The 26,080-nt window shown below is 55.6% G+C and carries 24 protein-coding genes, 2 tRNA genes and 4 pseudogenes; 14 read left to right on the top strand and 16 right to left on the bottom strand.

Annotation, left to right across the window (positions count from 1 at the left end; all coding sequences use genetic code 11):
• Positions 1-41: 41 nt before the first annotated feature.
• Positions 42-2,171 carry a DNA cytosine methyltransferase gene (locus JOE39_RS07995; RefSeq protein ID WP_210077507.1) on the top strand — a complete coding sequence of 710 codons (2,130 nt, stop codon included), beginning with the start codon at positions 42-44 and terminating at the stop codon, positions 2,169-2,171.
• Positions 2,172-2,752: 581 nt separating this feature from the next.
• Here the strand turns inward: JOE39_RS07995 and JOE39_RS08000 are convergent.
• Positions 2,753-2,965, bottom strand: coding sequence for a hypothetical protein (locus JOE39_RS08000; RefSeq protein WP_016567822.1), 213 nt, complete (start codon positions 2,963-2,965; stop codon positions 2,753-2,755).
• 109 nt (positions 2,966-3,074) lie between these two features.
• Here JOE39_RS08000 and JOE39_RS08005 point away from each other — a divergent pair, with 109 nt between their 5' ends.
• From JOE39_RS08005 to JOE39_RS08025, 5 genes are all read left to right on the top strand, one after another.
• Complete coding sequence (locus tag JOE39_RS08005) at positions 3,075-3,284, top strand: DUF4224 domain-containing protein (protein ID WP_029572587.1); 210 nt, start codon at positions 3,075-3,077, stop codon at positions 3,282-3,284.
• Positions 3,285-4,316 (top strand): tyrosine-type recombinase/integrase, encoded by a 1,032-nt coding sequence (locus tag JOE39_RS08010; RefSeq protein ID WP_210077506.1) that lies wholly within the window; start codon positions 3,285-3,287, stop codon positions 4,314-4,316.
• 91 nt (positions 4,317-4,407) lie between these two features.
• Positions 4,408-4,501 (top strand) — tRNA-OTHER (locus JOE39_RS08015).
• A gap of 185 nt (positions 4,502-4,686) precedes the next feature.
• Positions 4,687-5,352, top strand: a complete 666-nt coding sequence (locus JOE39_RS08020; protein ID WP_229636578.1) for a hypothetical protein — start codon at positions 4,687-4,689, stop codon at positions 5,350-5,352.
• Between the two features lie 233 nt (positions 5,353-5,585).
• Complete coding sequence (locus JOE39_RS08025) at positions 5,586-6,392, top strand: cytochrome c (RefSeq protein WP_210077504.1); 807 nt, start codon at positions 5,586-5,588, stop codon at positions 6,390-6,392.
• A gap of 84 nt (positions 6,393-6,476) precedes the next feature.
• Here the strand turns inward: JOE39_RS08025 and JOE39_RS08030 are convergent.
• Together JOE39_RS08030 and JOE39_RS08035 are read right to left on the bottom strand one after the other, a co-directional pair.
• Positions 6,477-7,467: pseudogene (locus JOE39_RS08030) on the bottom strand (SGNH/GDSL hydrolase family protein); the annotation flags it as partial.
• Between the two features lie 77 nt (positions 7,468-7,544).
• Positions 7,545-7,733 carry a hypothetical protein gene (locus JOE39_RS08035; RefSeq protein ID WP_024663636.1) on the bottom strand — a complete coding sequence of 63 codons (189 nt, stop codon included), beginning with the start codon at positions 7,731-7,733 and terminating at the stop codon, positions 7,545-7,547.
• An 87-nt stretch (positions 7,734-7,820) separates the two neighbouring features.
• Between JOE39_RS08035 and JOE39_RS08040 the strand changes: the two genes are divergently transcribed.
• A complete protein-coding gene (locus JOE39_RS08040; protein ID WP_096116674.1) occupies positions 7,821-8,483 on the top strand; it encodes an XRE family transcriptional regulator in 663 nt (220 codons plus the stop codon).
• A gap of 141 nt (positions 8,484-8,624) precedes the next feature.
• Positions 8,625-9,047: a hypothetical protein gene (locus JOE39_RS08045; RefSeq protein ID WP_003314819.1), complete on the top strand. Its 423-nt coding sequence runs from the start codon at positions 8,625-8,627 to the stop codon at positions 9,045-9,047.
• Here JOE39_RS08045 and JOE39_RS08050 read toward each other — a convergent pair.
• The 3 genes and pseudogenes from JOE39_RS08050 to JOE39_RS08060 form a co-directional block, all read right to left on the bottom strand.
• Positions 9,044-9,285 (bottom strand): annotated as a pseudogene (locus tag JOE39_RS08050) (iron chelate uptake ABC transporter family permease subunit); the annotation flags it as partial. The gene JOE39_RS08045 and the pseudogene JOE39_RS08050 overlap by 4 nt on opposite strands.
• Positions 9,286-9,292: 7 nt before the next feature.
• A pseudogene (locus JOE39_RS08055) lies at positions 9,293-9,418 on the bottom strand (DUF1652 domain-containing protein); the annotation flags it as partial.
• 148 nt (positions 9,419-9,566) lie between these two features.
• Positions 9,567-9,830, bottom strand: coding sequence for a DUF1652 domain-containing protein (locus JOE39_RS08060; protein ID WP_010405090.1), 264 nt, complete (start codon positions 9,828-9,830; stop codon positions 9,567-9,569).
• 433 nt (positions 9,831-10,263) lie between these two features.
• Between JOE39_RS08060 and JOE39_RS08065 the strand changes: the two are divergent.
• From JOE39_RS08065 to JOE39_RS08080, 4 genes and pseudogenes are all read left to right on the top strand, one after another.
• A pseudogene (locus JOE39_RS08065) lies at positions 10,264-10,519 on the top strand (tyrosine-type recombinase/integrase); the annotation flags it as partial.
• A gap of 693 nt (positions 10,520-11,212) precedes the next feature.
• On the top strand, positions 11,213-12,853 hold the full coding sequence (locus JOE39_RS08070) for a methyl-accepting chemotaxis protein (protein WP_210077502.1): 1,641 nt from the start codon (positions 11,213-11,215) through the stop codon (positions 12,851-12,853).
• A 726-nt stretch (positions 12,854-13,579) separates the two neighbouring features.
• Positions 13,580-14,563 (top strand): DUF1852 domain-containing protein, encoded by a 984-nt coding sequence (locus tag JOE39_RS08075; protein ID WP_096134231.1) that lies wholly within the window; start codon positions 13,580-13,582, stop codon positions 14,561-14,563.
• A 26-nt stretch (positions 14,564-14,589) separates the two neighbouring features.
• The gene (locus tag JOE39_RS08080) at positions 14,590-15,621 is read left to right on the top strand and encodes a methionine synthase (protein WP_044313078.1); all 1,032 of its coding nucleotides are present in this window, start codon (positions 14,590-14,592) and stop codon (positions 15,619-15,621) included.
• A 203-nt stretch (positions 15,622-15,824) separates the two neighbouring features.
• Here JOE39_RS08080 and JOE39_RS08085 read toward each other — a convergent pair whose 3' ends face one another.
• The 4 genes from JOE39_RS08085 to JOE39_RS08100 all read right to left on the bottom strand — a co-directional run bounded on the left by JOE39_RS08085 (position 15,825) and on the right by JOE39_RS08100 (position 18,924).
• Positions 15,825-16,478, bottom strand: coding sequence for a lytic polysaccharide monooxygenase auxiliary activity family 9 protein (locus JOE39_RS08085; protein WP_044313171.1), 654 nt, complete (start codon positions 16,476-16,478; stop codon positions 15,825-15,827).
• A 179-nt stretch (positions 16,479-16,657) separates the two neighbouring features.
• Positions 16,658-17,044, bottom strand: a complete 387-nt coding sequence (locus tag JOE39_RS08090; protein WP_003314811.1) for a hypothetical protein — start codon at positions 17,042-17,044, stop codon at positions 16,658-16,660.
• Position 17,045: 1 nt separating this feature from the next.
• Complete coding sequence (locus JOE39_RS08095; protein ID WP_004417573.1) at positions 17,046-18,059, bottom strand: 2-oxoglutarate and iron-dependent oxygenase domain-containing protein; 1,014 nt, start codon at positions 18,057-18,059, stop codon at positions 17,046-17,048.
• 226 nt (positions 18,060-18,285) lie between these two features.
• The gene (locus JOE39_RS08100) at positions 18,286-18,924 is read right to left on the bottom strand and encodes an isochorismatase family cysteine hydrolase (RefSeq protein ID WP_024649723.1); all 639 of its coding nucleotides are present in this window, start codon (positions 18,922-18,924) and stop codon (positions 18,286-18,288) included.
• 179 nt (positions 18,925-19,103) lie between these two features.
• Between JOE39_RS08100 and JOE39_RS08105 the strand changes: the two genes are divergently transcribed.
• Complete coding sequence (locus JOE39_RS08105) at positions 19,104-19,481, top strand: YceK/YidQ family lipoprotein (protein ID WP_003345840.1); 378 nt, start codon at positions 19,104-19,106, stop codon at positions 19,479-19,481.
• A 152-nt stretch (positions 19,482-19,633) separates the two neighbouring features.
• Here JOE39_RS08105 and JOE39_RS08110 read toward each other — a convergent pair whose 3' ends face one another.
• The 6 genes from JOE39_RS08110 to JOE39_RS08135 form a co-directional block, all read right to left on the bottom strand.
• The gene (locus JOE39_RS08110; protein ID WP_003314807.1) at positions 19,634-19,924 is read right to left on the bottom strand and encodes a hypothetical protein; all 291 of its coding nucleotides are present in this window, start codon (positions 19,922-19,924) and stop codon (positions 19,634-19,636) included.
• A gap of 249 nt (positions 19,925-20,173) precedes the next feature.
• A tRNA-Cys gene (locus tag JOE39_RS08115) sits at positions 20,174-20,247 on the bottom strand.
• A 200-nt stretch (positions 20,248-20,447) separates the two neighbouring features.
• Positions 20,448-22,187: a tannase/feruloyl esterase family alpha/beta hydrolase gene (locus tag JOE39_RS08120; protein ID WP_024684335.1), complete on the bottom strand. Its 1,740-nt coding sequence runs from the start codon at positions 22,185-22,187 to the stop codon at positions 20,448-20,450.
• Positions 22,188-22,625: 438 nt separating this feature from the next.
• A complete protein-coding gene (locus JOE39_RS08125; RefSeq protein WP_024663416.1) occupies positions 22,626-24,026 on the bottom strand; it encodes an LLM class flavin-dependent oxidoreductase in 1,401 nt (466 codons plus the stop codon).
• Positions 24,027-24,030: 4 nt separating this feature from the next.
• Positions 24,031-24,471, bottom strand: a complete 441-nt coding sequence (locus tag JOE39_RS08130) for a hypothetical protein (protein ID WP_003394033.1) — start codon at positions 24,469-24,471, stop codon at positions 24,031-24,033.
• 15 nt (positions 24,472-24,486) lie between these two features.
• Positions 24,487-25,701 (bottom strand): SfnB family sulfur acquisition oxidoreductase, encoded by a 1,215-nt coding sequence (locus tag JOE39_RS08135; protein WP_210077500.1) that lies wholly within the window; start codon positions 25,699-25,701, stop codon positions 24,487-24,489.
• Between JOE39_RS08135 and JOE39_RS26305 the strand changes: the two genes are divergently transcribed.
• A complete protein-coding gene (locus JOE39_RS26305) occupies positions 25,700-25,930 on the top strand; it encodes a hypothetical protein (protein ID WP_032620811.1) in 231 nt (76 codons plus the stop codon). The two genes, JOE39_RS08135 and JOE39_RS26305, sit on opposite strands and share 2 nt — an antisense overlap.
• Positions 25,931-26,080 lie beyond the last annotated feature (150 nt).

Consider the following 26,080-nt stretch of genomic DNA (forward strand, 5'->3'; position numbering starts at 1 on the left):
CGCCACTTCAACGACTCACGCCACCCCGGCAAGGATGACCTATGTCCGCTCACCAGAAGAAACACCCCTTCGATTTCAAAACCCAGTACGGCCTTGGCTTCAATCCGCAAGACGATGAGATCGTTGTGGACTTCTTCTGCGGTGGCGGCGGCGCCGGTACCGGGCTGGAAATGGGCCTTGGGCGCACCGTCAGCGTGGCCAAGAATCACAGCCCGGCAGCGATCAGCATGCACACCGTGAATCACCCGGGCGCGAAGCACTTCACGACCGATGTATTCGACGGCGATCCGGATACCGAATGCGGTGGCAAGGCCGTGGGCTGGTTCCACATGAGTCCTGATTGTACCCATCACAGCCAGGCCGCTGGCGGGCAGCCGCGCAAGCGCGAGATCCGCAACCTTTCTTGGATCGGTTTGAAGTGGGCAGGCAAGAAGAAACCCCGCGTCATCAGCCTGGAGAACGTAAAGCAAATCCTGCAATGGGGGCCGCTGGTGGCAAAGCGTTGCAAGTCGACCGGGCGGGTCGTAAAGCTGGGCGGCGGCATAGCCGCACCTGGTGAGGTTGTGCCGGTCGATCAGCAGTTTCTGGTCCCAAACCCGGACAAGCGTGGCAAGACATGGGCCGTGTTCGTGGCCGAGCTAGAGCGCCTGGGCTATGCCGTCGAGTGGCGTGTGATCCGAGCGTGCGACTTCGGCGCACCGACCAGCCGGGAACGCCTGTTCATGATTGCCCGCTGCGACGGACAGCCGATCGTGTGGCCAGAGCCGACCCACGCCAAGCGCCCCGCCAAAGGCCAGAAGCCTTGGAGGACAGCCGCCGAGTGCATCGACTTCACCGACCTGGGCAAAAGCATATTCGGACGCAAGAAAGACCTGGCGCCGGCCACCCTGCGCCGGGTCGCCAAGGGCATGAAGAAGTTCGTCATCGACAACCCGACCCCCTTCATCGTCCCGATCGCGAACTGGTCGGGCGAGACGGTGCAATCGGCCAACGAGCCGCTGCGCACGGTGACGTCATATCCAAAGGGCGGCGCTTTCTCGGTCGTCAGCCCAATCATCGCGCCGGCGACTCACCAAGGCAGCGATCGCATCAACGATCCACTTGAGCCGCTGCCAACGGTGACGTGCGCCAACCGCGGCGAGCTGACTCTGATCAGCCCTACCCTGATCCAGTCTGGTTACGGCGAGCGAGAAGGCCAGCAGCCCCGCGTGCCGAAGATTGAACAGCCATTAGGGACGGTCGTTGCCGGTGGAGTTAAACACGCGCTGACAAGTTCGATTCTGGTGGGTGCTGGCGGGCCGGTTTATGCGGGCAACCCAGTTACCGTAGATCAGCCGGTCGGCACGCTCATGACTCGCAGCCACCGCGCGGTTGCCACCGCCTTCATGGCCCAGATGAATGGCGGCTTCAACACCACCCACGCCAAAGGCGCTGACGAGCCTATGACGACAATCACCAATACTGGAAGCCAGCAGCAGTTGGTGACCGCGACGCTGATAACCAACACCACCGGCCACGGACCGACGGACCTGGCCAATCCAGTGCCCACATTGACTACGGGGCAGCATCACGCAATTGTAGCCGCAAACCTGGTGCACCTGCGCGGCAACTGTGATGCACGGGACGTGACTGATCCGCTGCACACGATCAGCGCCGGCGGCCAGCACCACGGGCTGGTCACAGCGTTCATGGAGCGGCAGTTCGGCGCCAGCGTCGGCCAGCCTCTAAATGAGCCAGCGCCTACCGTTACGGCCGGTGGCGGCGGTAAAAGCTCTCTCGTATCTCTCAGGCTATCGCCAGAGCATGAGGAAGGCGCACTGCGTGTCGCCGCGTTCATGATCAGCTATTACGGCACCGAGAACGTGAGCGGTGCAGGTGAGCCAGCACCAACCATCACGACCAAGGATCGCTTGGCGCTGGTCACCGTCATGGTCAAGGGCACGCCCTACGTAATCGTCGACATCTGCCTGCGGATGCTCAAGCCGTCTGAGCTGTACAAGGCTCAGGGCTTCCCGGCCGACTACGTCATCAGCCACGGCGCCGACGGCAAGCCCTTCACCAAAACTCAGCAGGTTCACATGTGTGGCAACAGCGTCAGCCCGCCGCCGATGGCTGCGCTTGCCCGCGCTAATGACCCCTTCAGATATAAGGCTAACGTAAAAGCTGCGTAGTCGGGTTCTAAGGGGTTGCGTATAGACTGCTTATACACACGCCACATAGGGATCGCCCAAGTTCCGCCGCAGCACGTCGTGCCTGAAGCTCCTCCATACAGCCTTTACCAATGTATTCGCCAGCGGACTGCGTGACCTTTTGACAGATGGACCACTGAGCTACAGAACATTGCCGAGGGTCGGTACTGGGGAGCCATTCGCCCTTAAAGATATGGTGTTCACCAGTGTCCATATGTTTTTTAAAGGTGTACAGGGTCATTTCGGCATCCTTTCGTCAGTATTTTGATCTGTATAACATCCTTTTTTTAACTCGGTATCAACTCCCTATTGATCTATCAGCCGCGTGTGCGGCAAGGACGAAGTCATGCCCGAAATAATTCCTTGCTCGGAGTACGACGCAACGAATGATCGCTGCAAAAGCGGCTTCCCTGTGCTGCATTCGATATGTCGTGGCATGCCGAGCGGATGCCACGCCTGCGGCGTGCCTAGGACAGTGCCGATGTGTTTGCGCGAAGACCTCCCGCCTCACTTGATGCGTGCTGACGGGATGCCGCTCGCCTGGCCCAACGATAGCCTCAACCCTACCGCACCATGAAGATCAGCTCTCCCCTGTCAGTCATCGCCATGCCGTACTTGAGCCGGCCCAGGTACTGCTCGTGCATTGAGTAGACCCGGTCATCGATGATTCTGAAAATCATCGTTGTTTCCGACCATATATTGCCGTCCACCGCCCGCCTGCCGAGCCTGGCATTGCGCGGACCGTAAACCTCATCCGCCGTTGTGGTGCATTCCATGACCTCTCCTTGGTGCCATCCCAGCTCCTGCTGGCTGCGTGGACCATAGCAGTGATCCGCACAACCCGCCTTACAACTACTTCCCCGCCGAGCGCGGCCCGGAGCATAAATGAACACTATCGAGTTTTTGAGTCACCAAGAGGTGTGCGAGCTTACCGGCGCGCGCACTAAAGCAGGACAAATAGCCGTTTTGGCACGCAACGGAATACGCCACACCATCAAGCGCACAGGCTGGCCCTGCGTGGTGGCTGCGGCGTTGGTTGGCGGGAAAGAAGCTGGCAAAGAAAGCACCGGCTGGCAGCCGCGTAAGGCGGGATAAATGGGACGAAGACCATCCGAGCCGGGTGCTATTACCCGGCTTCGCAAGCGGAAGCGAGGCAGTCTCATTTATTACACCTACGACCTCGGAGGCAAGCCGCGAAAGGAGATATACCTGGGCAAGGATTATGGCCTGGCCATAATCGAATACGCCAAGCTGGAGAAAGACCGGGCCGCCACCGAGCGCGTTAAATCAGTCGTCACTTTCGCCTACGTCGCGCAGCGCTACCTGGTTGAGGTGGTGCCAACAAAAGGGCCGGCCACGCAAAAGGACAACATCCGCGAACTGAAACAGTTGATGCTGTTCTTCAACGATCCGCCAGCACCGCTGGAAGAAATCCAGCCGCAACACGTCCGCCAATACCTACGCATCCGGGGTATGAAAGCCAAGGTTCGGGCGAACAGAGAAAAGGCACTGCTGAGCCATATCTGGAATTTTGCTCGCGAGTCCGGCTACACCAGCCTTGCTAATCCGTGCGCGGGGATCAAGGGCAACAAGGAATCAGGTCGTGAGGTGTACATAGAAAATGACGTATTTGCGAACGTCTATGCACACGCCTCTGAACCGGTTCAGGATGCCATGGACATCGCTTATCTCACTGGCCAGCGCGTTGCCGACACTCTGAAGATCGACGAGCGCGACATTCGTGATGGGGTGATCCATGTTCGGCAGAACAAGACCGATGCCAAGCGTCGGATCGAAATGGGCCCCGAGTTGCTTACCGTACTGGAACGCATAGCGGCTCGCAAAGCCGCCCTCGTCGTTCGGTCCACAAAATTGATCGTATCGGCGGACGGCCAGGCGTTCACTTACGGCATGCTTCGGTATGGCTTTGATGACGCACGCGAGAAAGCGGGTGTTGCAAAGAAGGATTTCCAGATGCGGGATCTGCGCGCCAAGGCTGGCACCGACAAAGCCGAGGACAGCGGCGATATCTTGAAAGCCAGGGATCAACTCGGCCACACCACTGTGACCATGACGGAGCAATACATCAGAAACAGGATCGGCAAAAAGGTCACTTCTACCAAGTAAATCCCGCCGCAAAATCGTGCCGCAAAAAAAGCAGGCCCCGCGCAGAGTCTTGCTTACAGCGGAGCGTTATTGCACTTTTTGAGGCATCAATGCTCCTGTAACCTTTTGTATATATTAGGATTTTATGGGGACTTAAAATCCCTCGTCCTTTGGACGTGCCGGTTCGACCCCGGCTCGGGGCACCATTTAAAATCAAGGGGTTACATGGCTTTAGTCACATACCCCTTGAGTTTCATGCTCCGCAATAATTAATGCTGCACCGCAACTCGTCGTAAACCCTACCCTCCCGGCGTCCTGCCGACGAACACCACTCCCCAAATCTGAAACACTCAACCATTGTATGTCCATACAGCAATTGAGAATCACCCCCATGAACGAGAGCAACAGCTCAGAAGCCTTGGCCGAATGGCACAAAAGGCTCAACGACAGGAGGCAATGGACGAACCCTGCAGGCACCTACCGGTTTCTGGCACGCATGGCCGAAGACATGCGGGCTGGCGGGCTGGTCGATCCATTGGAGCGCTTTGAGCTATTCGAACTGGCCAGCGCTGCCTTCTGCCACTTCACCGAAGAAGGCAACCACGAATGGAGGCATCAGGCCTCTGACTATCTGGCCTACAACAAGGGCGGCATTGTAGTTGGCAGCCTGCTGAACTCCCGATACGTGCTTCATGAGGCCGACCAGTCGCCCTATCACGCCGCCCACTTCGCTTTTCTCGATGAGAAAAACGACCTCATCATGAGGGACTACAAGAAGTACGGCGTGCTCGAGGGTCGCTACACCTATACCGAAACCGGGCAGACGCTGACGCTGGTTGAGCAACCCAGGCAGATGAACGGCGTGAGCTATCAACGCCTGAGCGATGAGGATCAATATCGAGCGCTCGTCGACGCCTCAGCGATAGCTCTCGACCAAGGCGACTTCAAGGCTTACGTTTCGCTATGGAAGCGTCATAGCGACTCGATATTTATCAGATGCCTTCACTGCCTGGATGGATTCGCAGTGCGTGAAGATTGCACACACTGCGATGGATGAGGCTTTACCGAAGACCCGCAGTGCGCGAATAAGCTGCCACAGTCGCTCAACAGCCAGCGAAGCGCGCCGAAAAAATAGTAGAGCGCCCCCCCTCGGACAGGCGATCACGGTTCAGGAAGCCGACAGCGGATGTCTATTGAACTCATAAAAAATAGCCATCCTGAGTCAGCCAGCTATTCACGTCCGTTTGGCTGTGCCAGACTTACCGTAGTTGATGGTAAGGGAGAGATCCTTTGAAAGCACTTATTCTATTCGGTGCTCTATTGCTGAGCGGGCAGCTTTCCGCGGCTCAACTGGACATGCAGTTGGGGCAGATCAGTCGCACTTGGCAAACAGAAGATTTACTAACCCATCCTCAACTGCAAGTCATTACAGTTAAAAGTGATGTGGCCTACAAGAAGGACATGACTTATTACGCCGTGCCCTTGAGTGCGCTACTGACAGGCATCAAACCCAGTGACCACCTGCAGGCAGTCGCTCTGGACGGGTTTGCCGCAGAGCTGGCCGCGGCGCCGTTACTCAACGACAAAGGCGCACGGGCTTGGTTGGCGATTGAAGATCCTGCCCATCCATGGCCACCGCTGGCCGCTGGCAAACCCAGTGCAGGGCCTTTCTACCTAGTATGGACAGACCCTCAGGTTGGAAATATCAGCCCAGAGCAATGGCCGTTTAAAGTGGCCAGCATTAAGAGCATGACTTCGGTTGCCCAGCGTTTCCCCGCTCTGTTACCAGACCCTGTGCTCAAGACTGATGACCCGGTCAATAAAGGGTTCGCGCTATTTCAGAAAAACTGTTTGGCTTGTCATCGATTGAACGGGGCGGGCGATGCGCAGTTTGGGCCGGATCTAAACATTCCCTACAACCCGACCGAATATTTGGGAATGGATTTACTCAAGCTCTACATTCGAAACCCTCAGGATTTGCGTCAGTGGCCTCAGGCGAAGATGCCCGCGTTTTCGGAAGCGGTATTGCCGGATGCTGACTTGCAGATGCTGATAGCGTATTTGCACCATATGGCTGGACGCAAGATAAAGCCTTGATCCTATTCAACGATGGCACGACAGCACGAGCTGAAATACGTTTTGATAACTGTAGTGCGTATCAGGCAGAGCAGATGCCACCCTTCACACCTTGCGTATCCCAAACTGCGCGGCCTTGACCGTAGAGTCCTGCGGCACGCCTGCAGCCAGGTACAGGCCCATGCGCGAGGTGATCACGGTTTCAGTCAATCGTGCCGCGCTGCGTTTCCAACGCCCCGGCAAAGCTGGCCGGCATGGTGAACGGCTCTTGGTACTTGTCCATTGACCGATAGTAGAACGTGGACGAAGCACCGCTGACCGTCTTGGTGATGGTCAACTCAGCTTCCCAAGCCAGAATGCCGCGCGACGAACCCATGATTTTTACCGCCGACACCATTTCGATAACGTCGCCGGCCGCCAGGTTGGTCTGTATCACGTTGGCCGTGGGTTGCATGTAGATGTAGCCGCCCGCCGCCGCCATCTTGCCACGCAGCTCGATGCACCGCGCCTCGCCATAGGCGGCAGGCTCCTCGAACCAGCGCGTGGTGATACCGGCCAGGCCAGAGCCTAGGGCCTTGTATCCGTCCGCCAGCACCGACCCGGCCGCGGCATTCACGCCAGCAGGCAGAGAACCGCCAGTGCCCGCCAGCAGCGGGTTGGCATTGAGGCAGCCGAACGGGCGGATGGCCGAGTAAACGTCGCCAGCGTCCGTCGGCAGCGGAATGCCGGGAAATTCGAAGTTGGCGGTGATGATCGGCACTACACGCAAACTGATGAAGTCGGCACCCAGGATGTTTGGGTGCAGGCCCTCCACGGTCATGGCCTCGGTGAAGCCATCCCAAATGTTCACGACCGGCACGAACTGGCTGACATAGCTCAACACCCAGTCTTTGTAGCCGATCGCATCCGTCAGCGCCTGCCCGGCCAGCGCCTTGCTGCCGAAACGCGGCGTGCCGGTGCCGACAATCAGGTATTTCCCCGGAGTGTTGAGGAAAGCCATCACGATCTTCATCACGCTGGCTTTGGAGTCCGCCAGCGTCATGCCAGCAGTCGTGCGGTCGTTGGTGCGTGATGGCAGCATCCACACGGTGGATGAAATAACCGCCGCCATCGTTCGCGTGGTCATTGCCTTGTGATTTGTCGGGTTCACCGTTGGCCGCCCAGACCTGCTGCTCAAGGCCAAAGGGACTCTTTTTTGAAAACACCTCCGGTCAAAGCCTCCGCGCGCTTGGCAATTACTGGAGACATCCCATGCTTTTCCCGAACACATCCGGAAACGGTGCTTTGATCAACTTTGAGCTTTTCAGCTGTGGCCTCCTGGGTGCCGAAGAAGGCAACGAGGTCCTTGTAAATACTGTTCATGCTGCCCCTCCATACGGGAATACCCATATACTAGATTATAGGAAAACCGATTTGCAAGGATATGGGAGCGCCCGTAATACTCAACGGATGGAATTTAAAGACCGATTAAAGGCCGCAAGGCAGCACGCAAAGCTCAATCAAGCAGAATTGGCAGTTCGCGCGGGCATCACGCAGACATCTATTTCCGACTTGGAGCGTGGAAAGTCCAAGGCAACTGCTCATGTGGCGAAGATCGCCGACGTCTGCGGCGTGAATGCACTGTGGCTTTCGGACGGAAAAGGCGACATGACAGCGTTCATCACGTCTAACGAACCCTCCAACGTATCCATGGCTGAGCAGTCCTCACATATGTATCGCTACCCTTTAGTGAGCTGGGTCGCGGCCGGCGAGTGGTCGGAAGCGGTTGAGCCTTATCCGCCAGGTGCTGCTGATGAGTACGACGTGTCTGACTACAAGGCCAAGGGCCCGGCGTTTTGGCTGGTGGTTAAAGGGGACTCGATGACGGCACCTACTGCCCCTTCGATTCCAGAGGGCTCACAGATACTCATCGACACCCGTGCAGAGGTCCTCCCAGGCAAGCTGGTGATCGCGAAGCTGGCCGGCAGCAACGAGGCAACGTTCAAGAAGCTGGTGGAGGACGGCGGCGTCAGATACCTAAAGCCGCTGAACTCGGCCTATCCGACCGTGCAGTGCACCGAAGACTGCAGGATCATTGGTGTGGTGGTCAGGTCGCTGACGAAGTTTGCGTGATCGACCGGGTCATCTGCCCGGTCATTATGGAATGTGAGATGAAGTGTTTAGAGTCGCGGTATTGGTAGTCGCTCCGCTAATTTTCTCAGTTCAAGGTACGCTAATTTTTCTTAAAACAGGGTAATTCAATAAGGAGTTTTTATGAAAGGTTCTGTGACGTTGGGTCTTATAGTCGCCGCGCTGTTTTCCTCAGTCTCTCAAGCCGCTGACGTCAAGTCATGCAGCGATCTGTCCGGGCGGTGGGAGACAACCGCCGGCGATCAGCATCTCGTGTTGAACATATCCCCATCAGCAGAGGCCTGTGGGACGAACTGTGTGACGTTGGAGTTAAAATACAACCTTAATGAGACTCGTGTTAACAAAGCCTACTGTCACGAAGGCGTTGAGGGCATCAAAGGCCAAGGGCCAATGGTCATCTCGTTCGAGGGAGCCTACGGTGGGCATTCCATCGGGACATACAATCGACAGTTGGACGTGCTGTGGGCCGGCGTAATACCTAAAGACAGCAAAGGGAACTGGGAAACAAAAATGGACAATTACTGGTTCAAGCGAGTGGGCAACTAAGGAGCTGGCTGCTTATAAAGCGTGTCCACGCCAGCCTCAACCCGTTTAAAAATCGCCCAACATCGCTGTCGCATACCTATAGGGAGGTCCTTAGGCGTGATCATCCTGCGGGAGACGACTTCCGCCGGATCATCAGTAATCCGCCCAGCGGGGTGGCGGTGGGCTGCAGTCTTTGATACTGCGAACCTATCAGACGTCTAGCAATGTGCGGCACCATCAGGCCGACAAAACCTACGGTGCTGCTCTTCCGCCTCGTTGTTCGTGTCGAATACCCGGATCGTCATTGACGCGTCAGGTGCGATCACGCAAACGCACTTCATCGGCAAACACGCTGCCTCTATGCAAGGCCTCAGGTTCTTTTGGGAATTCATTCGGTCCATCCTGGTTGCAAGCCAGGAGAATTCCTTAAGCATGCGGTTCGCGGAGTGTAGTCGGGATACTGGACAGTGCCGGCCTGGTGCCTAATTCACCTCCCGCCCCCCTCTGCTCGCAGCTGGAGCCTGGCCTGAGGAAGTTACTCTAAGCTTTGCGCCCCTTCTCATGCCAATTAGGCACCAAATGGCGGTTCTTCAGATCTTCCTTCAGCTCCATCACCAGCGCCGCGATAGCGCGAGCCGAAACCAGCCCTGAAACGTCGATCCCCGTGACCGTAATCTCTTCCCTGTTCGTATTCTGGTCGAATATCTGAACAGTCATCGAGCCGTCTGGCGCGATCGTGCAGACGCATCGCATGGGCAGAAATGCAGTCTCAACGATGTGTCTCAACTCCAAACTCGAAATCATACCGCCACCTCCTTTTCGGGTATCAGGGCATTGTAATTTTTAGGCCTGTACGAATTCAGCCGGTTCCAAAAATTTGCGTCCCCAGATCGTTCTTCCCCTCTTCGATCTGAGCTGGACCACCAACGAGCGGTTTTTTTACATCGCTGAAAAAAATAATATGGGGATGCCCATTTACTGAAAATATGGCTTATCCTATATTTACGCCCATCGAGACGCGAAACAGCCCCTCAACAGGCCCAGCGGATCGAACCGCTCTTTAACAGCTTGCGCAACAAACAACAGACCGCATTGCCTCTACCGGCGACCGGCGATCAGACAGCCCCGAAAGGCTGCCCACGACAGGGAGAACCCTGTACGGCTGACGATGGTGAAACGCCTTGACCGAGTGAATGACCTGGCAAGCAAGCGTGAATAAAACCGGCGTGCACGCCAGCGGCTCTACGTTCAGCTAACGGCCAGCCCATGACGAGCAGTATGTTGCGGGGAAGATTTGACGCGGCACGCGAGGCGGCCGGTGTGGAGAAGGGAAATTTCAGATGCGAGACCTGCGAGCGAAAGCCGGCACGGATAAGGCTGAGTCGAGCGGCGATATCCTTCAAGCCCGCGATCAGCTCGGGCACACCACCGTGGTGATGACCGAAAACTACATCCGCAAAAGGATCGGGAAAAAGGTCACTCCAACCAAGTGAATTCTGCACCGCAATTATTTTTACCCCCTTGAATTTAAAGGGCTGCAAGGCAGGTAATTAACGTGTCATGCGGTGCAGGATTATTGCTAACCATCTGTTTATAAAGGATAAATTTACGGACTTAAAATCCCTCGTCCTTTGGACGTGCCGGTTCGACCCCGGCTCGGGGCACCACATATATATAAAGGGCTTACGGAGCATTTTGCTCAGTAGGCCCTTTTTGTTTTGGTCCACGAAAAAAGTCGTGGTCTGCAATTCCAAAAAACTCTTTGCCGCGTTCCTGATCAGTTATTACGGGACCGAGAGCGTCAGCGGCGCGGCGAACCGGTACCAACCTTGGCTCTGGTCACCGCAGCAGGTCCACATGTGCGGCAAAAGCGTTACCCCGCCGCCCATGGTAGCTCTCACTCAAGCGAACGATCCGTGGCGCATAGCAGCTCAACACCAAGTGGCAGCATGATCAATCGCTTCTGGCGCCTGCTCGCCAAACTACTCGCGCTCCCGGTAAACACTGCTCGGGCAGCGATACTGATCGGCGCGTGGCTTGACAACGTTTTAACGACAGTTGCCTTGAACAACGGGTGCAGGGCTGAACCGCTTGTCGCCAGCCACTGAAGGAACGGCAGTAACTGGCCGATACGATTGCATTACCCTTCTAGTTCGGATAGGGAAATCAAGGAAGACTACACTACGATGAATCTCTTACGCGGCACTATGTTATCAACACGCCTAATTTCTGCGTTTGTGGTATGCGCAGTTGTCACACTAGGTGTAGGCCTTGTCGGATACACGGGTATCACAGGCCTCAAAAACAGCGTAGATGGGATCGTCAATAACAACCTCGTATCTGTGTACAACACGAGTAATGCACGCTCAAATGCGATAGCGCATTATCGCGACTTGCACCGCGCACTGCTGTATAAATTTGCAAAGGCAGACCAAGCCAAATATGACGAGACGTTGAAGTCCTTAGCAGACAATCAAAAAGAAGTAGAACAACTTTTCAATGCATATCGGCAAACGCCTCTGGAAGACGATGAAAGAGCGGCAGGTGATCAGTTTAAAAAAGACTGGCCAGCGTACATTAACGCATCCTCTCGCGTGATCGAATTAGCGGCGAAAGGTGACCTTGAAAGCGCGAACAAGCTATTCGCACAAGAGGTGGATCCTGCCTACAAGAAAACAAACGATGAGTTAAAGATAATGGTAGCGTCTAACAAGCGCCAGAGTGATGACGTCGCTATAGAAGCCGCGAAGACTTCGAGCGTCGCATACGGTTCATTGGGCATAGGCGTAGTGATCGCGTTTGTTGCTGCAATTATTCTGGGCTTATTGGTCACACGCTCGATCACTCGACCGCTTTTGGGGGCGCTACGGACCGCAAAACAAGTGGCCGACGGCGACCTTTCTCAACAAATTGATGTCACCGGGAATGACGAGATCAGCACACTGCAATCAGCACTAAGCACGATGCAAGTTAACCTAAGAAATACTGTTAAAGAAATTGCCAATGCGGCTGATCAATTGGCCTCTGCGTCCGAAGAGTTGAATGCAGTTACGGAGGAAAGCTCCAAAGCGCTGATACGCCAGAATGATGAAATCCAGCAAGCCGCTACGGCGGTGAACGAGATGACAGCAGCGGTTGAGGAGGTAGCGCGCAATGCCTCAGGCGCGTCTGAGTCCTCTGAAGAAACTAGCCGCAGTGCTATTGAAGGACGTGATCAAGTAAAGAATGCCGTTGGATCGGTTAATACTATGGCAGAGCAGATTTCTCAATCGACTGAAAAGGTCACGGTACTCGCCACGAGAGTCAATGAGATCACAGGCGTTCTCGCAGTTATTCAGTCCATAGCCCAGCAAACCAACCTGTTGGCATTAAATGCCGCAATTGAGGCAGCCAGGGCTGGCGAGCAGGGTCGCGGCTTTGCGGTAGTCGCCGATGAAGTGCGCGCCCTTGCGCACCGAACGCAGGCATCGACCGCAGACATTGAGGCTATGATGGCCCAAATTCGTGCGGGTGCGGATGAAGCAGTGATCTCTATGAATAACAGCAGGAGCCTTGCAGGAGAAACCCGTGATCAAGCGATTCAGGCAGGTCACGCGCTAGACAGAATCACCGAAGGTGTCTCAATGATTAATGAGAAAAATCTCGTGATCGCAAGTGCTGCCGAAGAGCAAGCTCACGTAGCTCGAGAGGTGGACCGAAACCTGATTAATATTCAAGATATCTCCACTCAGACTGCAACTGGCGCGCACCAAACCAATGCCTCGAGTGCAGAGCTTTCTCGACTTGCCGCCTCATTTGGAGTATTGGTCAATAAGTTCAAGACCTGAATAAAGTTGATCAGAACGCGTGTGTATATAGTAGGCATCTGACAATAGCGCATTCAGATGCCTGTGTGCTTGCGCACAGATCTTCCGCCTCGCTTGAGGCGCGAAGACGGCACGCCGCTAGACTGGTCTGAAATCACATCGCCCCCAGACAGCATTGTCATCCCATGCGAATACATCCAGGACATGAACTGGAGCGAATACCGATCAGCAACTACACCAAAGCCCCTCCATCCTTTTTTTGCGGATCACAGGGAAAATAGGTACGAATAAGGCCCTCGCTGAACTTGGTAACCAGACGTCCCGAGGGATCTGAGTAAATCGCAGGCATGGAAAAGCCAAGCCGTGAGACTGGGCTTGGGCGATCGATACATCAATTGCGCGGGCCGTAGACCTCATCCTGACTTGTGGTGCTTTCCATGACCTCGCCAAAATCTGTCTGTCCATGCAGACATCGAGAATCACTCACCATCAGCATCGACCACGCTGAATATTGACCGATCCCCCCTCCCAGAGACCTGCATACCCTTAGGGCAATCATGAGCGTGACTAATGATTTATTGAAATCAATTCGTTTTTGTTCATGTAGGCAACCGACCTAAAATCCCTACAGCTCTTCACCCTCAGCAGAATAACGGCTGCTGATCGAAGACACAGACATCAGTCAACGCTAAAAGGGGCAAGACGCCTATCCGGGCGTTGCCTCGTAAGGAAGGATGCCAAGCCTAGATGAAAAAAGAATTCACATTTTCTATCAAGTGTACTTGTTTCGATGAGAATTACTCACCCTCAGACACTACCCGAGTCACGACTAATTTTGCGAACCTGGCCAGGGGAAAAAGTCGCCGAGAGAATTTACGTAATACCTTGAAGATGATCGACAATCGCTTCAATGCCCTGGCGCACTGGGACAACCCTAAAGGCGATCGTTATACGCTGGCGCTGAACATTGTCTCTGCGGAAATGAATATCGATGCTGAAGGTGATCACTCTGCTATTCCGTTAATTGAGGTTTTGAAGACAACGATCATTGACCGAAAAACCAATACGCATATTAACGGAATGGTAGGAAATAACTTCTCTTCCTACGTGCGAGACTATGATTTCAGCGTGAGATTACCAGAGCACAAGAAAAACCAGTCCGGGCTCAGCACGCCAGAAGATTTCGGAGATCTGCACGGAAAGCTCTACAAAAGCTTTGTCAATTCAACCAGCTACAAAGCGCATTTTGACAAACCGCCTGTTATCTGCCTGAGTGTATCGAGCGCCAGAACCTATCACCGGACCGAGAATCAGCATCCTGTTTTAGGGTATGAATACCAGCAGGATGAATACTCGTTGACGGATGAATATTTCATGAAAATGGGTTTAAAGGTTCGCTATTTCATGCCCCCGAACAGCGTTGCGCCTCTGGCGTTTTATTTCTCGGACGATTTGCTGGGTGACTACACCAATCTGGAGCTTATTAGCACCATCAGCACGATGGACACCTTCCAGAAAATTTATCGCCCTGAGATATATAACGCAAATTCAACGGCAGGAAAAATCTATCAGCCTAGCTTGAAAAATAACGATTACTCATTGACCCGCATTGTGTACGACCGCGAGGAGCGAAGTCAGCTGGCTATAAAGCAAGGGAAATTTGTTGAAGAGCACTTTATCAAACCCTATCAGCCCCTTCTGGATCAGTGGTCCGCAAGCTGCATTCTTTGATCATTTAAAACCAAGGTTGATTTTTCATGAAAAAACTTTTGCCCACCTCCACTGCTGGCAGCTTGCCTAAACCTTCCTGGCTTGCACAACCTGAGACGCTCTGGTCACCGTGGAAATTGCAAGGGGAAGAACTGGTTGAAGGTAAGCAGGATGCGTTACGTTTGTCGCTGCAAGAACAACAACTGGCCAATATTGATATCGTCAGCGACGGTGAACAAACGCGCCAGCATTTTGTAACTACATTTATTGAGCATCTCGATGGCGTCGATTTTGAACAGCGCGAGACCGTTAGAATTCGAGACCGCTATGATGCGAGCGTGCCAACGGTGGTGGGGGCTGTCGCTCGCCGAAAACCAGTTTTTGTTGAAGACGCAAGATTTCTACGCCAGCAAACCAGGCAGCCTATCAAGTGGGCCTTGCCCGGACCAATGACGATGATTGACACCCTCTACGATGCTCATTATAAAAATCGTGAAAAACTGGCTTGGGAATTTGCCAAAATCCTCAACCAGGAGGCCAAGGAGCTAGAGTCTGCCGGGGTTGATATTATTCAGTTTGATGAGCCTGCATTCAATGTGTTCTTTGATGAAGTGAATGACTGGGGCGTCGCCACCTTGGAAAGGGCAGTTGAAGGGCTTACATGTGAAACGGCCGTGCATATTTGCTATGGCTACGGCATCAAGGCGAATACCGACTGGAAAAAAACGCTGGGCTCCGAATGGCGACAGTACGAAGAGGCCTTTCCCAGGCTGCAAAACTCCAGTATCGACATCATCTCGTTGGAATGTCACAACTCGCACGTCCCTATGGATCTGCTTGAACTCATTCGAGGCAAGAAAGTGATGGTAGGAGCCATTGATGTGGCAAGCCATGCCATTGAAACGCCTGAGCAAGTCGCCAACACGCTAAGGAAAGCGCTTAAATTCGTCGACGCCGACAAACTCTATCCCTGCACCAACTGCGGAATGGCCCCTCTCCCTCGTCATGTCGCCAGCGGCAAGCTGCGCGCGTTAAGTGCAGGGGCAGACATCGTCCGCAAAGAACTCTTGAGCCAGTGATCGGCTACGTACGCAAGTCAGTAGGCGATACTCAGGCCTGGCTTGCACAAAAAAGCCCGGCGCTGAAGCCGGGCTTTCTGATCATCTATTCCTTATGCAGAACACGCATGGCCAACGCTTCGCTGGTCGCTTGCACCCTGTCCTTCTCGTCTACACCTTCCCAATAGAACGGATTCTGGAAGCTTCTAGACGCGTAGCGTTCACTACTTAACGGGCGGCTTGTCAAAATCGACATCAAGCGTCTGATAAAATGCCATCGGTGATTCAGCAACGATCCAGAGAAGAAGGATGACGTGGTGACCTTGTTTGCCCTCTGGCAGTACTGCAGAGATCTCTGTTTTCGGAGCAAGTTCTTCACGGTGCTCGCTATACGGGTCAAGAAGAGAGATCTCTTCGTAAAAAGGTTTCTCTTGAAAGTGGGCACGCGTCAATCGAGTGCTCTCATCCCAGCCATCTTTAGTAATGAACCAGCGATAACCACGCGTCACATGCGGTGCCTCATACCGCCAAGTCACCATAAAAGTGCTGACACCTTTCACACCTTGGCGAGGCCAGCCTTCAGCGTTGCCCTTGGCTGCCAGTCTGTCTGCGACCTCTCTATCGGTATAATTCAAGCACTCACGCTCGTCGGTCCAACCTCCGCTCACTATAAGGCCATCCTTTGGAGGCTCCGCACTGGGAACATCAGATTTAAAACCAGCGAATTCACCTCCAATGGTATCCGGAAAGTTTTTGCCGCTTTCTATCCCATGCAGGTGCCACTCCAGTACCCAGCTCTGATCCATTGCATAAGAGCCCCTCGTTGCAGGGTCTGTAATCCGCCCGTGTTTAACTCCCGTGGTGGTAGCATCACTCATGTCCCTGTCCTCAATTATTAAATCAGGCATACCTTGCCTGTTACCCAATTGAAGACCTGCTTTCCTGAACGGAATAGCTAGCAGTTCAGCGAGTAGATTTTTCCATAAAACCCTGAAACAAGGGTGCGGGAAGCTAGACAAGCCAGCCCGCTCCCCACTCCATACTCGGCATTAGCGTTTCAGAGCATCACGTTAATGCGAAAGACATTCTGCTCGGGGTCCAGCAGCACGGCCTGATACCAGTTGTAATAGGTCAGGTACGGTTCCTTGACCAGTATTGCGCCCTGCGCCACCGCCAGCGGCACCAGTCGGTCCACCTCGGCTTGGTCGGACACGTCGATGTTGAGCAAAAACCTGCACCCCTTGCTGCCTGCAAACGCTTCCAGGCCAAGCAGCTCATACGCATCCAGTGCGTTGAAACCAATGCAGGACTTGCCGGTGTCCAGTCCGCGAAAGATCGGTGATCTGATGGCCTCGATTTCGCGAAAGCCGAACAGGTTCGAGTAGAACGTGCTCAGGCGGACGATGTCCTCCGCGAACACGTTGACGTAAGACAATGAGTTCATATCAGGCCACCTTGCTGCCGCCAAAAGTGGTCTGCTTGACGAACTTGGACAGCAAATGATCGCCTGATGTCACCGGCGCATGCCGAGGTGTGGCGCCAGGTTGCAGGCAGCCTGGCAGGCATTGAATCAACGTGTCGTAGTTGGGTTGGTGGAAAAACACCAGAGACTGTCGACGATTGTCCTGCTCGCTGGTCATCGGCGGGTTGACCACTCGATGCAGCGTGGAAATCCACTGGTCGTTGGTCCACTGCATCATCAGATCGCCAATGTTGACCACAAAACCATTTTCGACATACGGCACATCGACCCACTCACCTTGACGATTACGTACTTGCAAGCCGCCCAGCGCGTTATCAGGACGCACTATCGTAAGACTGCCGTAGTCGGTATGCGCACTGGCGCGTAACTGGCCAGCCTCGACTTCGGTCTTGATGTCCGGATAACTCAGGCTGCGGAACATGCTGATATGCCGGTCGATCTTGTCATCGAAAAAACACTCATCCAGTTCCAATGCCAGGGCAAACAGGCGCATCAACGATTGAGCCAACTCGCTCATGGCATCGAAATAGGCCTGATAAGTCTCCTTGAATCCGGGCAGCAGGTTTTGCGCAGGCCAGACATTCGGTGCGAAGTGCGAGCCGGCCTGGGCATTGTGATAATAATCTTCATCCGGCACATCGCTCGGCCCGATGGAGAAAGACTCCTTGAGATCCCCCGGCGCACTCTCCTCCAGAGAATAGGAAAGGCTCTCCTCGGCCACCGCACTGTAACCCCGCACCATCTCCGGGCTGGGCCGATCTGCCTTGCGCTTTTCCGCCAGCGGCAAATCAAAGAATTGGCGGGTCAAACGCGAGACCCTGTCGATAAGCTCTCCGGGAATCTGGTGCTCGGTGATGACCAGAAACCCGATGTCCCTGCACGCCTGATTGACTGCCTTGGCTACGGCAGCCTTGCCGTCCGGGTCTTCTGAAAAATAAGGGGCCAGGTTGATAATGGGCACATAGTGCAGAGTCATACGGCTGTTTCCTCTCGCTGACACACTGCCGAAAAGGCTCACCTACAAGGGTGAAGGTCAGCGAGGCAAGAGCAGAAAGCATGCCACTGGAAGAATTCATCGTTCATACAAGCAGTTAGCTGTTTCGACGGTTAAAGCCGGATCAAATGGTCTGAAACAGAACGCATGGTTTGAATGCACAGGTATGAAAAAACGGGCCAGAATTGCGCACATTCGCCCGCTGTTTTCAGGCGCTTGCAATACGCTCGATGACGTCGGCGGTCGTCGTTACTTCGCCGAACTCATAGGCAATCGTCGTCAGCGATATTCGCTGAACCTCCTCGGCTGAAACAGCGCCGAACCCGACGTCCGGGTAGTCCATCGCAGCATTCGCGTCGCTCAGGGCAATGACTTTGTACTCACGATGCACGCCGTCCCTGATCGTGGTTTCACAACACACATTGGTGACCGTACCGCAGACGATGATCGTGTCGACATCCCGCGCACGCAGCACGGTGTCCAGGTCAGTGTTATGAAAGCCGCTGTAAAACAGCTTGTCGACAATCACGTCACCCGACCTGGGCGCGAGTGCTTCGATGACCTCAACGTCCGGATCATGCCGTGCCAGTATCTGGTCCACATTCGGATAAAGATCGCGCATGCGCCCGGTATCAGAACCATCGCCGCGCACGATATGGCGAAGATAAACCACCGTCACCTGCGCAGCCCGTGCGGTTTGCAGCAGCTTCTGGATAGGCTGGATGATGTCCGCAGTACTTTTTACGTACAACGCCCCGCTGGGCTCACAAAATACCTTTTGCATGTCTACAACGATGACCGCTGTTCTGCGCGGATCGATCGGCCAGCGGACAAGGGGTTTGCTCATGGGACTTACCTCGATTGAGCCTGACAGGCTAGGTAGTCTTGCCAAGCAATAATCGTGCTGTAGGTCTCCATAGCATCTGCTGGGAAGAACTGTGCACCGTTCACGCGGCATTACAACGTATGTGCCTCATGCGCCTGAACTGCCGTCCTAAACGCATCAAAAATACAAGGAACGTTGTTATGAAGCCGAGTTTCGTAGAGCAAAAACCGTCAGGCAGGTTTCATCTGAAAACCCATGGCATGCTACTGCTGGCACTTGCCTTGACGGGGTGCGGAACGATCAACACTACGTTTAGACCCGATTCCGTCGCAGGTGAAAAGCTTACTGACTGGAAATCAAATTGCTCCTCCATTCCGCGCGTTTACAGCGGGGTCATGCTCGATTTCTGTGAACTGAACGCCGAGCCCAAACAGAGTAGCGCTTATCAGAAGACCAATGCGCCTGAGTGGGTTTTACTGGACATGGGTTTATCAGGCATCGTAGATACATTGCTCCTGCCTTACACGATTTATCAGCAAAACCAATACGGCTATATCAACGCAAGCCGCTTTAAATAGCGTCTGAACTCGGCTTTCGGAATCCCTCATTTTCTCGCGCCCGATAAAAACCACGCAGACGTTAATCTGCGGGACTTTTGAATGGCGGGAGCACAGTCGGGAATCGGATCTGCCGAAACACGTCCATTGCGCAAAAAGCATCAGACGAAAGATCAGGAAAGCTTGAAGGCCTTCAGCGCCTGCTTGGCGTTGGCTATCAGGTCAGGCGTCATTGGCCTGCCTTGTCTGTCCAGAAGAACCGGGGTGCATGCGCATCGACAGCGCACCCGATTATCCCCCTCTGCCCACCAATCGAGCATCTGCTGCCCCGTGAACAACTCGCCATGTCGTTCGATATGCTGCTCCCGACTGGTGGGCGTCAGCGCGGACAGATGCATGAATTTCACCGGCATCCCGAGACGCTCTGAATCGGCGATGTCGTTCTGCAACTTGCGAATCCGCATTTCATGAAGTTCGGAATCAGAAATTCTACCGACCAAGGCTGAACCCTCGTTAAGACACACATCAAATTAATAGACCACTCACGCCACTCACGCCAGCTTTCAAACGTGTATGAGTCAGCTCTTTTGCTGGCTAAGCGTGGTACCTATGAATGATTTCAGTGTCCCGGAGTTGTCCTGATCAGATGGAAAAATACAAATCTGCGCCCAATAAAAAACCCCGCAGACGTTAATCTGCGGGGCTTTGAATAGTGGAGGCCGAGGTCGGAATCGAACCGGCGTAGGCGGATTTGCAATCCGCTGCATAACCATTTTGCTACTCGGCCTCAAACGAAAGATGCTTCACTTGAACATCAAACGCATTTTGATTTCACGGGAAACCTGTATTTCTTTGGCTTCCAACCCATTGAATCTAAAGGTTTTTTTTCAATTCCTCGCTCAGGAATGGACGCAATTCTGTACTGGTTCGCATGCCATGTCAAGAACGAGGAGAAAATAATTCGCCGACGCTGCATCGCTGCAATCGCTACTGCGCCTGACGCTCCAGAGGCGTATAGGGTTTGAAGAACCCGCTGCCCATCCATTGCGGTGTTTTTTCCGTGGTCAGCGGCTGGGCGCGCTGGTAGCTGTTTGCGTTTTTCGCGTAGCCCTTGTGGTCGTACTCGGCCATGAACGGGTACGGGAAGACCTTGCGAGTACGTCCGCGATTGCCCACGTTTTCCTTGACCATGGACGCCGGCAGCGACTGTGCCAGTGGTCTCTGCCTGTTGCCGGCCTTGTCGGGGCCTGCCTGTCGGACAACGATGGCATCCGGGGCCCGGCTTTTTTCGACCCAGGCCATGACCGGTGTCAGCAGATCGACCAGGCTTGGCCCTTCCCCGCCGCCGCAGTGATAAACGCCGGGCAACATGTACAGCCTAGAGAAGGCCTCGGTGCGGGTCTTGCCCATCTCGGCTTCAAGCGCCTCGTGATACGCCAGGGTGTTGAGTGGTGAGACGTTCGGGTCAGCCCAGCCGTGCCAGAGGATCAGCTTGCCGCCGCGGCTGGCGAATGGCGAGAGATCGGGATTGGTAGCATCGTACAGCGCATGCAGCGGGCGCAGCTGGTCAAAAGTTTTTTCGTCGAACGCCAGCGCATTCAAATCGAAACTGGCAGGCGGGTTCTTCTCGAACACGACATTGCGAATGGCCTCCAGCGCGGCCTTTTCGCTGTATACAATTTGATCGGCGCTGACCGGCACGAACACCCCAGCCCAGGCCAGCTCCGAACCCGGCTGCGGGCCACCCAGGGTCAGCCGCTCGCCACTGACAGCGTCCTTCGGGCCTTCGTAAAAGCGTCTGACCGTGGCCACCTCCTCTGCGCTCAGGCACGTGGCGGGGTCGGCGGACGCCTTGCATTGCAGCGCTGCGGGGTCGAAGCGGCAGATACGCGGATCCGCTATAAGGCCATCGATCTGCCCGTCCAGCAGATCGCATTGTTCGAGTACGGCCTTGTGCAGCAACGGCAGTCGTGAAGCGAGAAGAATCGGCTTGCCGTCTGCGCCGCGGTTGGAGCGCGCCATCCAGCCGTGATACAGGGTTTTCTGCACTTGAAAGTTGAGCGCCGGGGCTCCGGCAATGATGCCGTCGAAATCGTCCGGGTAACGCTGTGCTTCGATCAACGCCTCGCGACCGCCGTCCGAGCAGCCACTGAAGTAGGCATATTGCGCTTTGCGTCCATAGAATGCGGCGATCAGTTTCTTCGAGGCCAGCGCAGTGAGGTGCACACCACGATGGGCGAAATCGGCGCGTTTTTGCGGGTCATCGCCAAAATGCTCGTCTGCCGCCTGATGGCCCATGTCGGTGGAGGCCACCGCGAATGCGCCAGCACTCAGGGATGTACAGCCATCAGCGGCGCGCACGGTCGAGTTGACGTTGCCACACAACCCGCCGCAGCCGACTTGCAGGTAACGCTGCTCCCAGGTGCCGGTTGGCAGCTCGAGCCGAAAGTTGATCTCCGGAGCCAACCGGGCTTCCACAGTACACACCGCAACACCATCACGGGTCGACTCACTGGCCGCCAGCACACGACTGCCCTGCCCGCCGAGATCACTGAGATCCACGCTGCTCAGTGCAGTACAGCTGCTGACCGGTTTGACCACTGCAAGCCGAGCCACGTTGTCGGCGGTCGCCGAGGATGCCACACGGGCCATAGCCGGCGTCTGAATGCTGAGTGAAGTGACCAGCAGCAACAAGGCGTGGGCGTACTTCGGCTGGGAGGGTTTCATGAGAACTCCTGTTCATGAAGGATCAAAACCACAGTGCGAACCTGCAAATGGCCGCACTGCGCGTAAGGGTAAAACGTTTAAGCCTAACGATTATTCAAAGGCTAGTAGAAAAAATCACCAAAGCCTCGTTGGACGGTGCCACGCTGGAAGAGCCCCGACAGCACTGCATCTGTTGGCAACCTGAGCCGCAAACAGGAACAGGCCTGCCCGGGTCAAGACCCGATCCAATCGCTGTATGGGGGTGGGCTATAAGCTGGAGTTGTGACCGTCACTGTGCTGAGCGCACATCACGCATCCATACCGTTCCGAGCACTCAACATCGGACGCGGAGCGTCCAGAAAGGCATTCCCACGCGGAGTGGGCACAATAGTGATCTGGAGAATTCTCGTTTCCCACGCTCCAGTGGGAATGCCTGTCGTGACCCTATGTGTCACGCGTTCACGCAGTCTCCGTTTGCCGGTTGCGATGCAGCGCAGCAAGGTCACGGAAGACAGCCCCCGGATGACCTGCTTCCAGGCGCGAGCCATCGCCAAACAGCTTTTCGCGCAACGTGCCATTGGCGTATTCGGTCTTGTAGACGCCGCGTTTCTGAAGCTCCGGCACCAACAGTTCGACCGCGTCAATGAAGGTTTCGTGGGTCAGCGCGTACGCCAGGTTGAACCCGTCGACGTCTGTTTCTTCAACCCACTCCTGCAGCAGATCGGCCACGGTTTCCGGGCTGCCGACAAACAGCGGGCCGAAGCCACCGATGCCGACCCAATCGGCCAGTGCCTGCGGCGTCCATATCGTGTTCGGGTCTGCCGTGGAAAAGGTCTCGACGGCCGACTGAATGGCATTGGTGTGAACGTGGCGCAGGGGTTCGTCGGGCTTGAACTGGCTGAAGTCGATGCCGGTCCAGCCGGAAATCAAAGCCATCGCGCCCTCATAACTGACCCAGCTTTTGTATTCTTCGAATTTGGCCTTGGCCTTGGCATCCGTCTCGCCGAGGATCACCGTCTGCAAATTGAAAATCAGCACCTTGGACGGGTCACGACCAGCCTCTGCAGTGCGCCGGCGGATATCGGCCACGGTCTTTTTCAGCAGGACTTTCGAGGGGGCTGCAACGAAAACGCATTCGGCGTGCTCGGCGGCGAACTGCTTGCCGCGGCTTGAAGCGCCGGCCTGATAGAGCACAGGCGTGCGTTGCGGCGACGGCTCGCACAAGTGGATGCCAGGCACCTGGAAGTGTTTGCCGACATGGCGAATCTCGTGGATTTTGGTGGGATCACTGAATACCCGGCGCTCCCGGTCACGCAGAATCGCGCCGTCTTCCCAGCTGCCTTCCCAGAGTTTGTAACACACCTCCAGATACTCCTCCGCGTAGTCGTAGCGCGCGTCGTGTTCGGTGAGGGTTTTCTGGCCCAGGTTCTTCGCGCCGCTTTCCAGATACGAGGTGACGATATTCCAGCCTGCGCGCCCCTTGGTCAGGTGATCCAGCGTCGACAGGCGACGGGCAAACGGATAGGGATGTTCGAACGACAGCGACGCGGTCAGGCCGAAGCCCAGGTGTTCAGTCACCAGCGCCATGGGCGGGATGAGCTGCAACGGGTCGTTGACCGGCACCTGAGTGGCCTGGCGAATCGCCGCCTCGCCGTTGCCGCGATAGACGTCGTAAATACCCAGCACATCGGCAATGAACAAACCATCGAACTTGCCGCGCTCGAGAATTTTCGCCAGATCGGTCCAGTATTCGAGGTCCTTGTACTGCCAGGAGCGATCACGCGGATGCGCCCAGAGGCCCGGCGATTGATGGCCGACGCAGTTCATGTCAAACGCGTTGAGGCGGATTTGGCGGGACATACACTTACTCCTGAAGCTGCGGCGGAACCACGCCATTGAGGCGTTGATTGCCGATAACCTGATAGTGCCAGCGCAGCGGTTCACGGCCGGTTGGGGCTGGCAGTGACGGGCGCTGCCCGGTCAATTCGTACTGAATATTGCCCACCGCCTGCAAAGCATCGGCGCTGGCAATGACCGCCTCGCTGCTGGCGATCAGGCGTTGTTCGGCAGAACCGTCCTGCCGCCGGGCGCGTTCCAGCAGCGCGGCGGCGACGTCCAGACGAATCTGCAGATCCCCGACCTTGCTGATCACATAGGGGTCATCGACGATGCGCTGCAGACCACTGAGCGACCACGGCCGACCGTGCTCACGCAGGTAGTCGAGTGTGTGTTGCAGGCCCTGGCGCGCCTGATCAAGGTCTTCGGTAGCAACCGCCAGTTGTGCGGTAACAGCGGGATGTGTCATGGGCGTACTCCTCGATCAGTTCCAGGCGTGACGTGGCGGCGCGATACCGTTGAGCACCTGATTGCCGATCAGGTGGTATTTCCAGCGCGCCGGGTCATGCAGCGTGTGGGTCCGCGCGTTGCGCCAGTAACGATCCAGATTGAGTTTGCCAAGCACCGAGCGGGTGCCGGCCAGTTCGAACAGCTGGGTGCTGGCGAGCAAGGCAATCTGCGCCGACAGCACCTTGGCCTGGGCGACGATTACCGAGGCCTGTGCGACGCTGGCTTCGCTGGGTTCGGCCAGGGCATGGTCGATGGCCTGCCCGGCCTTGGCGAGGATCGCGTCGGTGCCGTGCAGCCGCCACTGCAAGTCGCCGATGGCAGCAATGCTGAACGGGTCCTGCCAGCCGAAATCCTGCTTGCTGTCGATCGATGGCCGGGCCAACCGGGCGTGCTTCAGGGTTTCCTCGAACGCGCCGTGAGCAATGCCGGTATCCACCGCCGCCTGAATGATCTGCGAAATCGGCCCATGGGCAGTCGGTTCGTCGAAAGCGCGATGCGCCGGGATCACCGCACTCGAGGGTACGCGAACGGCCTTCAACACCGCCCCGCCGCTGGCCGTGGTGCGCTGACCGAAACCGTCCCAGTTATCGATGATGGTCAGCCCCGGATTGTCGCGCTCGACGAAAGCGATGAACACCTGATTCTGCTCGTTGACGCCTGAAACCGGCACGATGTGCGCGAACAGTGCGCCGGTGCAGTAGAACTTTTCGCCGTCCAGCACTGCGTGCTCGCCATCGAATCGAATCCGGGTCTGGAAGGCGCCGGCGTTCTTGCTTTTCGACTCCGAGAACGCATTGCCAAAGCGGTAGCCGGCCAGCGCCTTGCCGAAGTAGTGGCGCTTCTGCTCCTCGGTGCCGGTCTGCAAGAGAATATCGAGCACGCCCAGATGGTTCTGCGGGATTTGCCCGAGTGAAGGGTCAGCGGCAGAAACAAGCTTGATCACTTCCGCGACGGTGACATAGGAAACGCCCGCACCGCCATAGGCCTTGGGTACGGTAATGGCCCAAAGGCCGCTGGCGGAGAACTCATCCAGCTCGGCGACCGGCAGACGCCGTTCGCGATCACGCACTGAAGCTTCTTCAGCAAAGCGACCGGCCAATGCTCTGGCCACTTCAAGGGCTTCGGCGTCCGAGCCAATGACATGCGCTGCGGGAGGTGCGGCAGTTGAAAGGGAGGAAGGAAAACTCATGGACAGGCTCCTGCTCGTTGGCGACAGGTTGAAAACACTCAACACGCTTGACCCTGAACATTGCACAGCCCGTGCCGAAAAATATTTCCCTTTAAAAGCAGTAAGTTGCGAAGCAACGCTCATGAATGGCCGCACCCTGCAGCGCAAAATGTTCGAACGCTGTTGCTGGCCGAACAGCGGCGCACTCGCAGCGCATCCAGCGCAGACACAGGTATTTCAGGGCTCATGAGCTGCCGACGTGGCTGACGACGCGATGGGGTTTGCCAGCCAGCGCTCATGCCACTGTTGGCTGACCAACAAGAAAAACATCTCACCAAAAATAGGCTATTAAAATCAATTAGTTATATTCAGGCATAAAGCATGCAGAGAGTCCTGCGAA

The sequence above is a fragment of the Pseudomonas sp. PvP100 genome, from assembly GCF_017833055.1.
Lineage (GTDB): Bacteria > Pseudomonadota > Gammaproteobacteria > Pseudomonadales > Pseudomonadaceae > Aquipseudomonas > Aquipseudomonas syringae.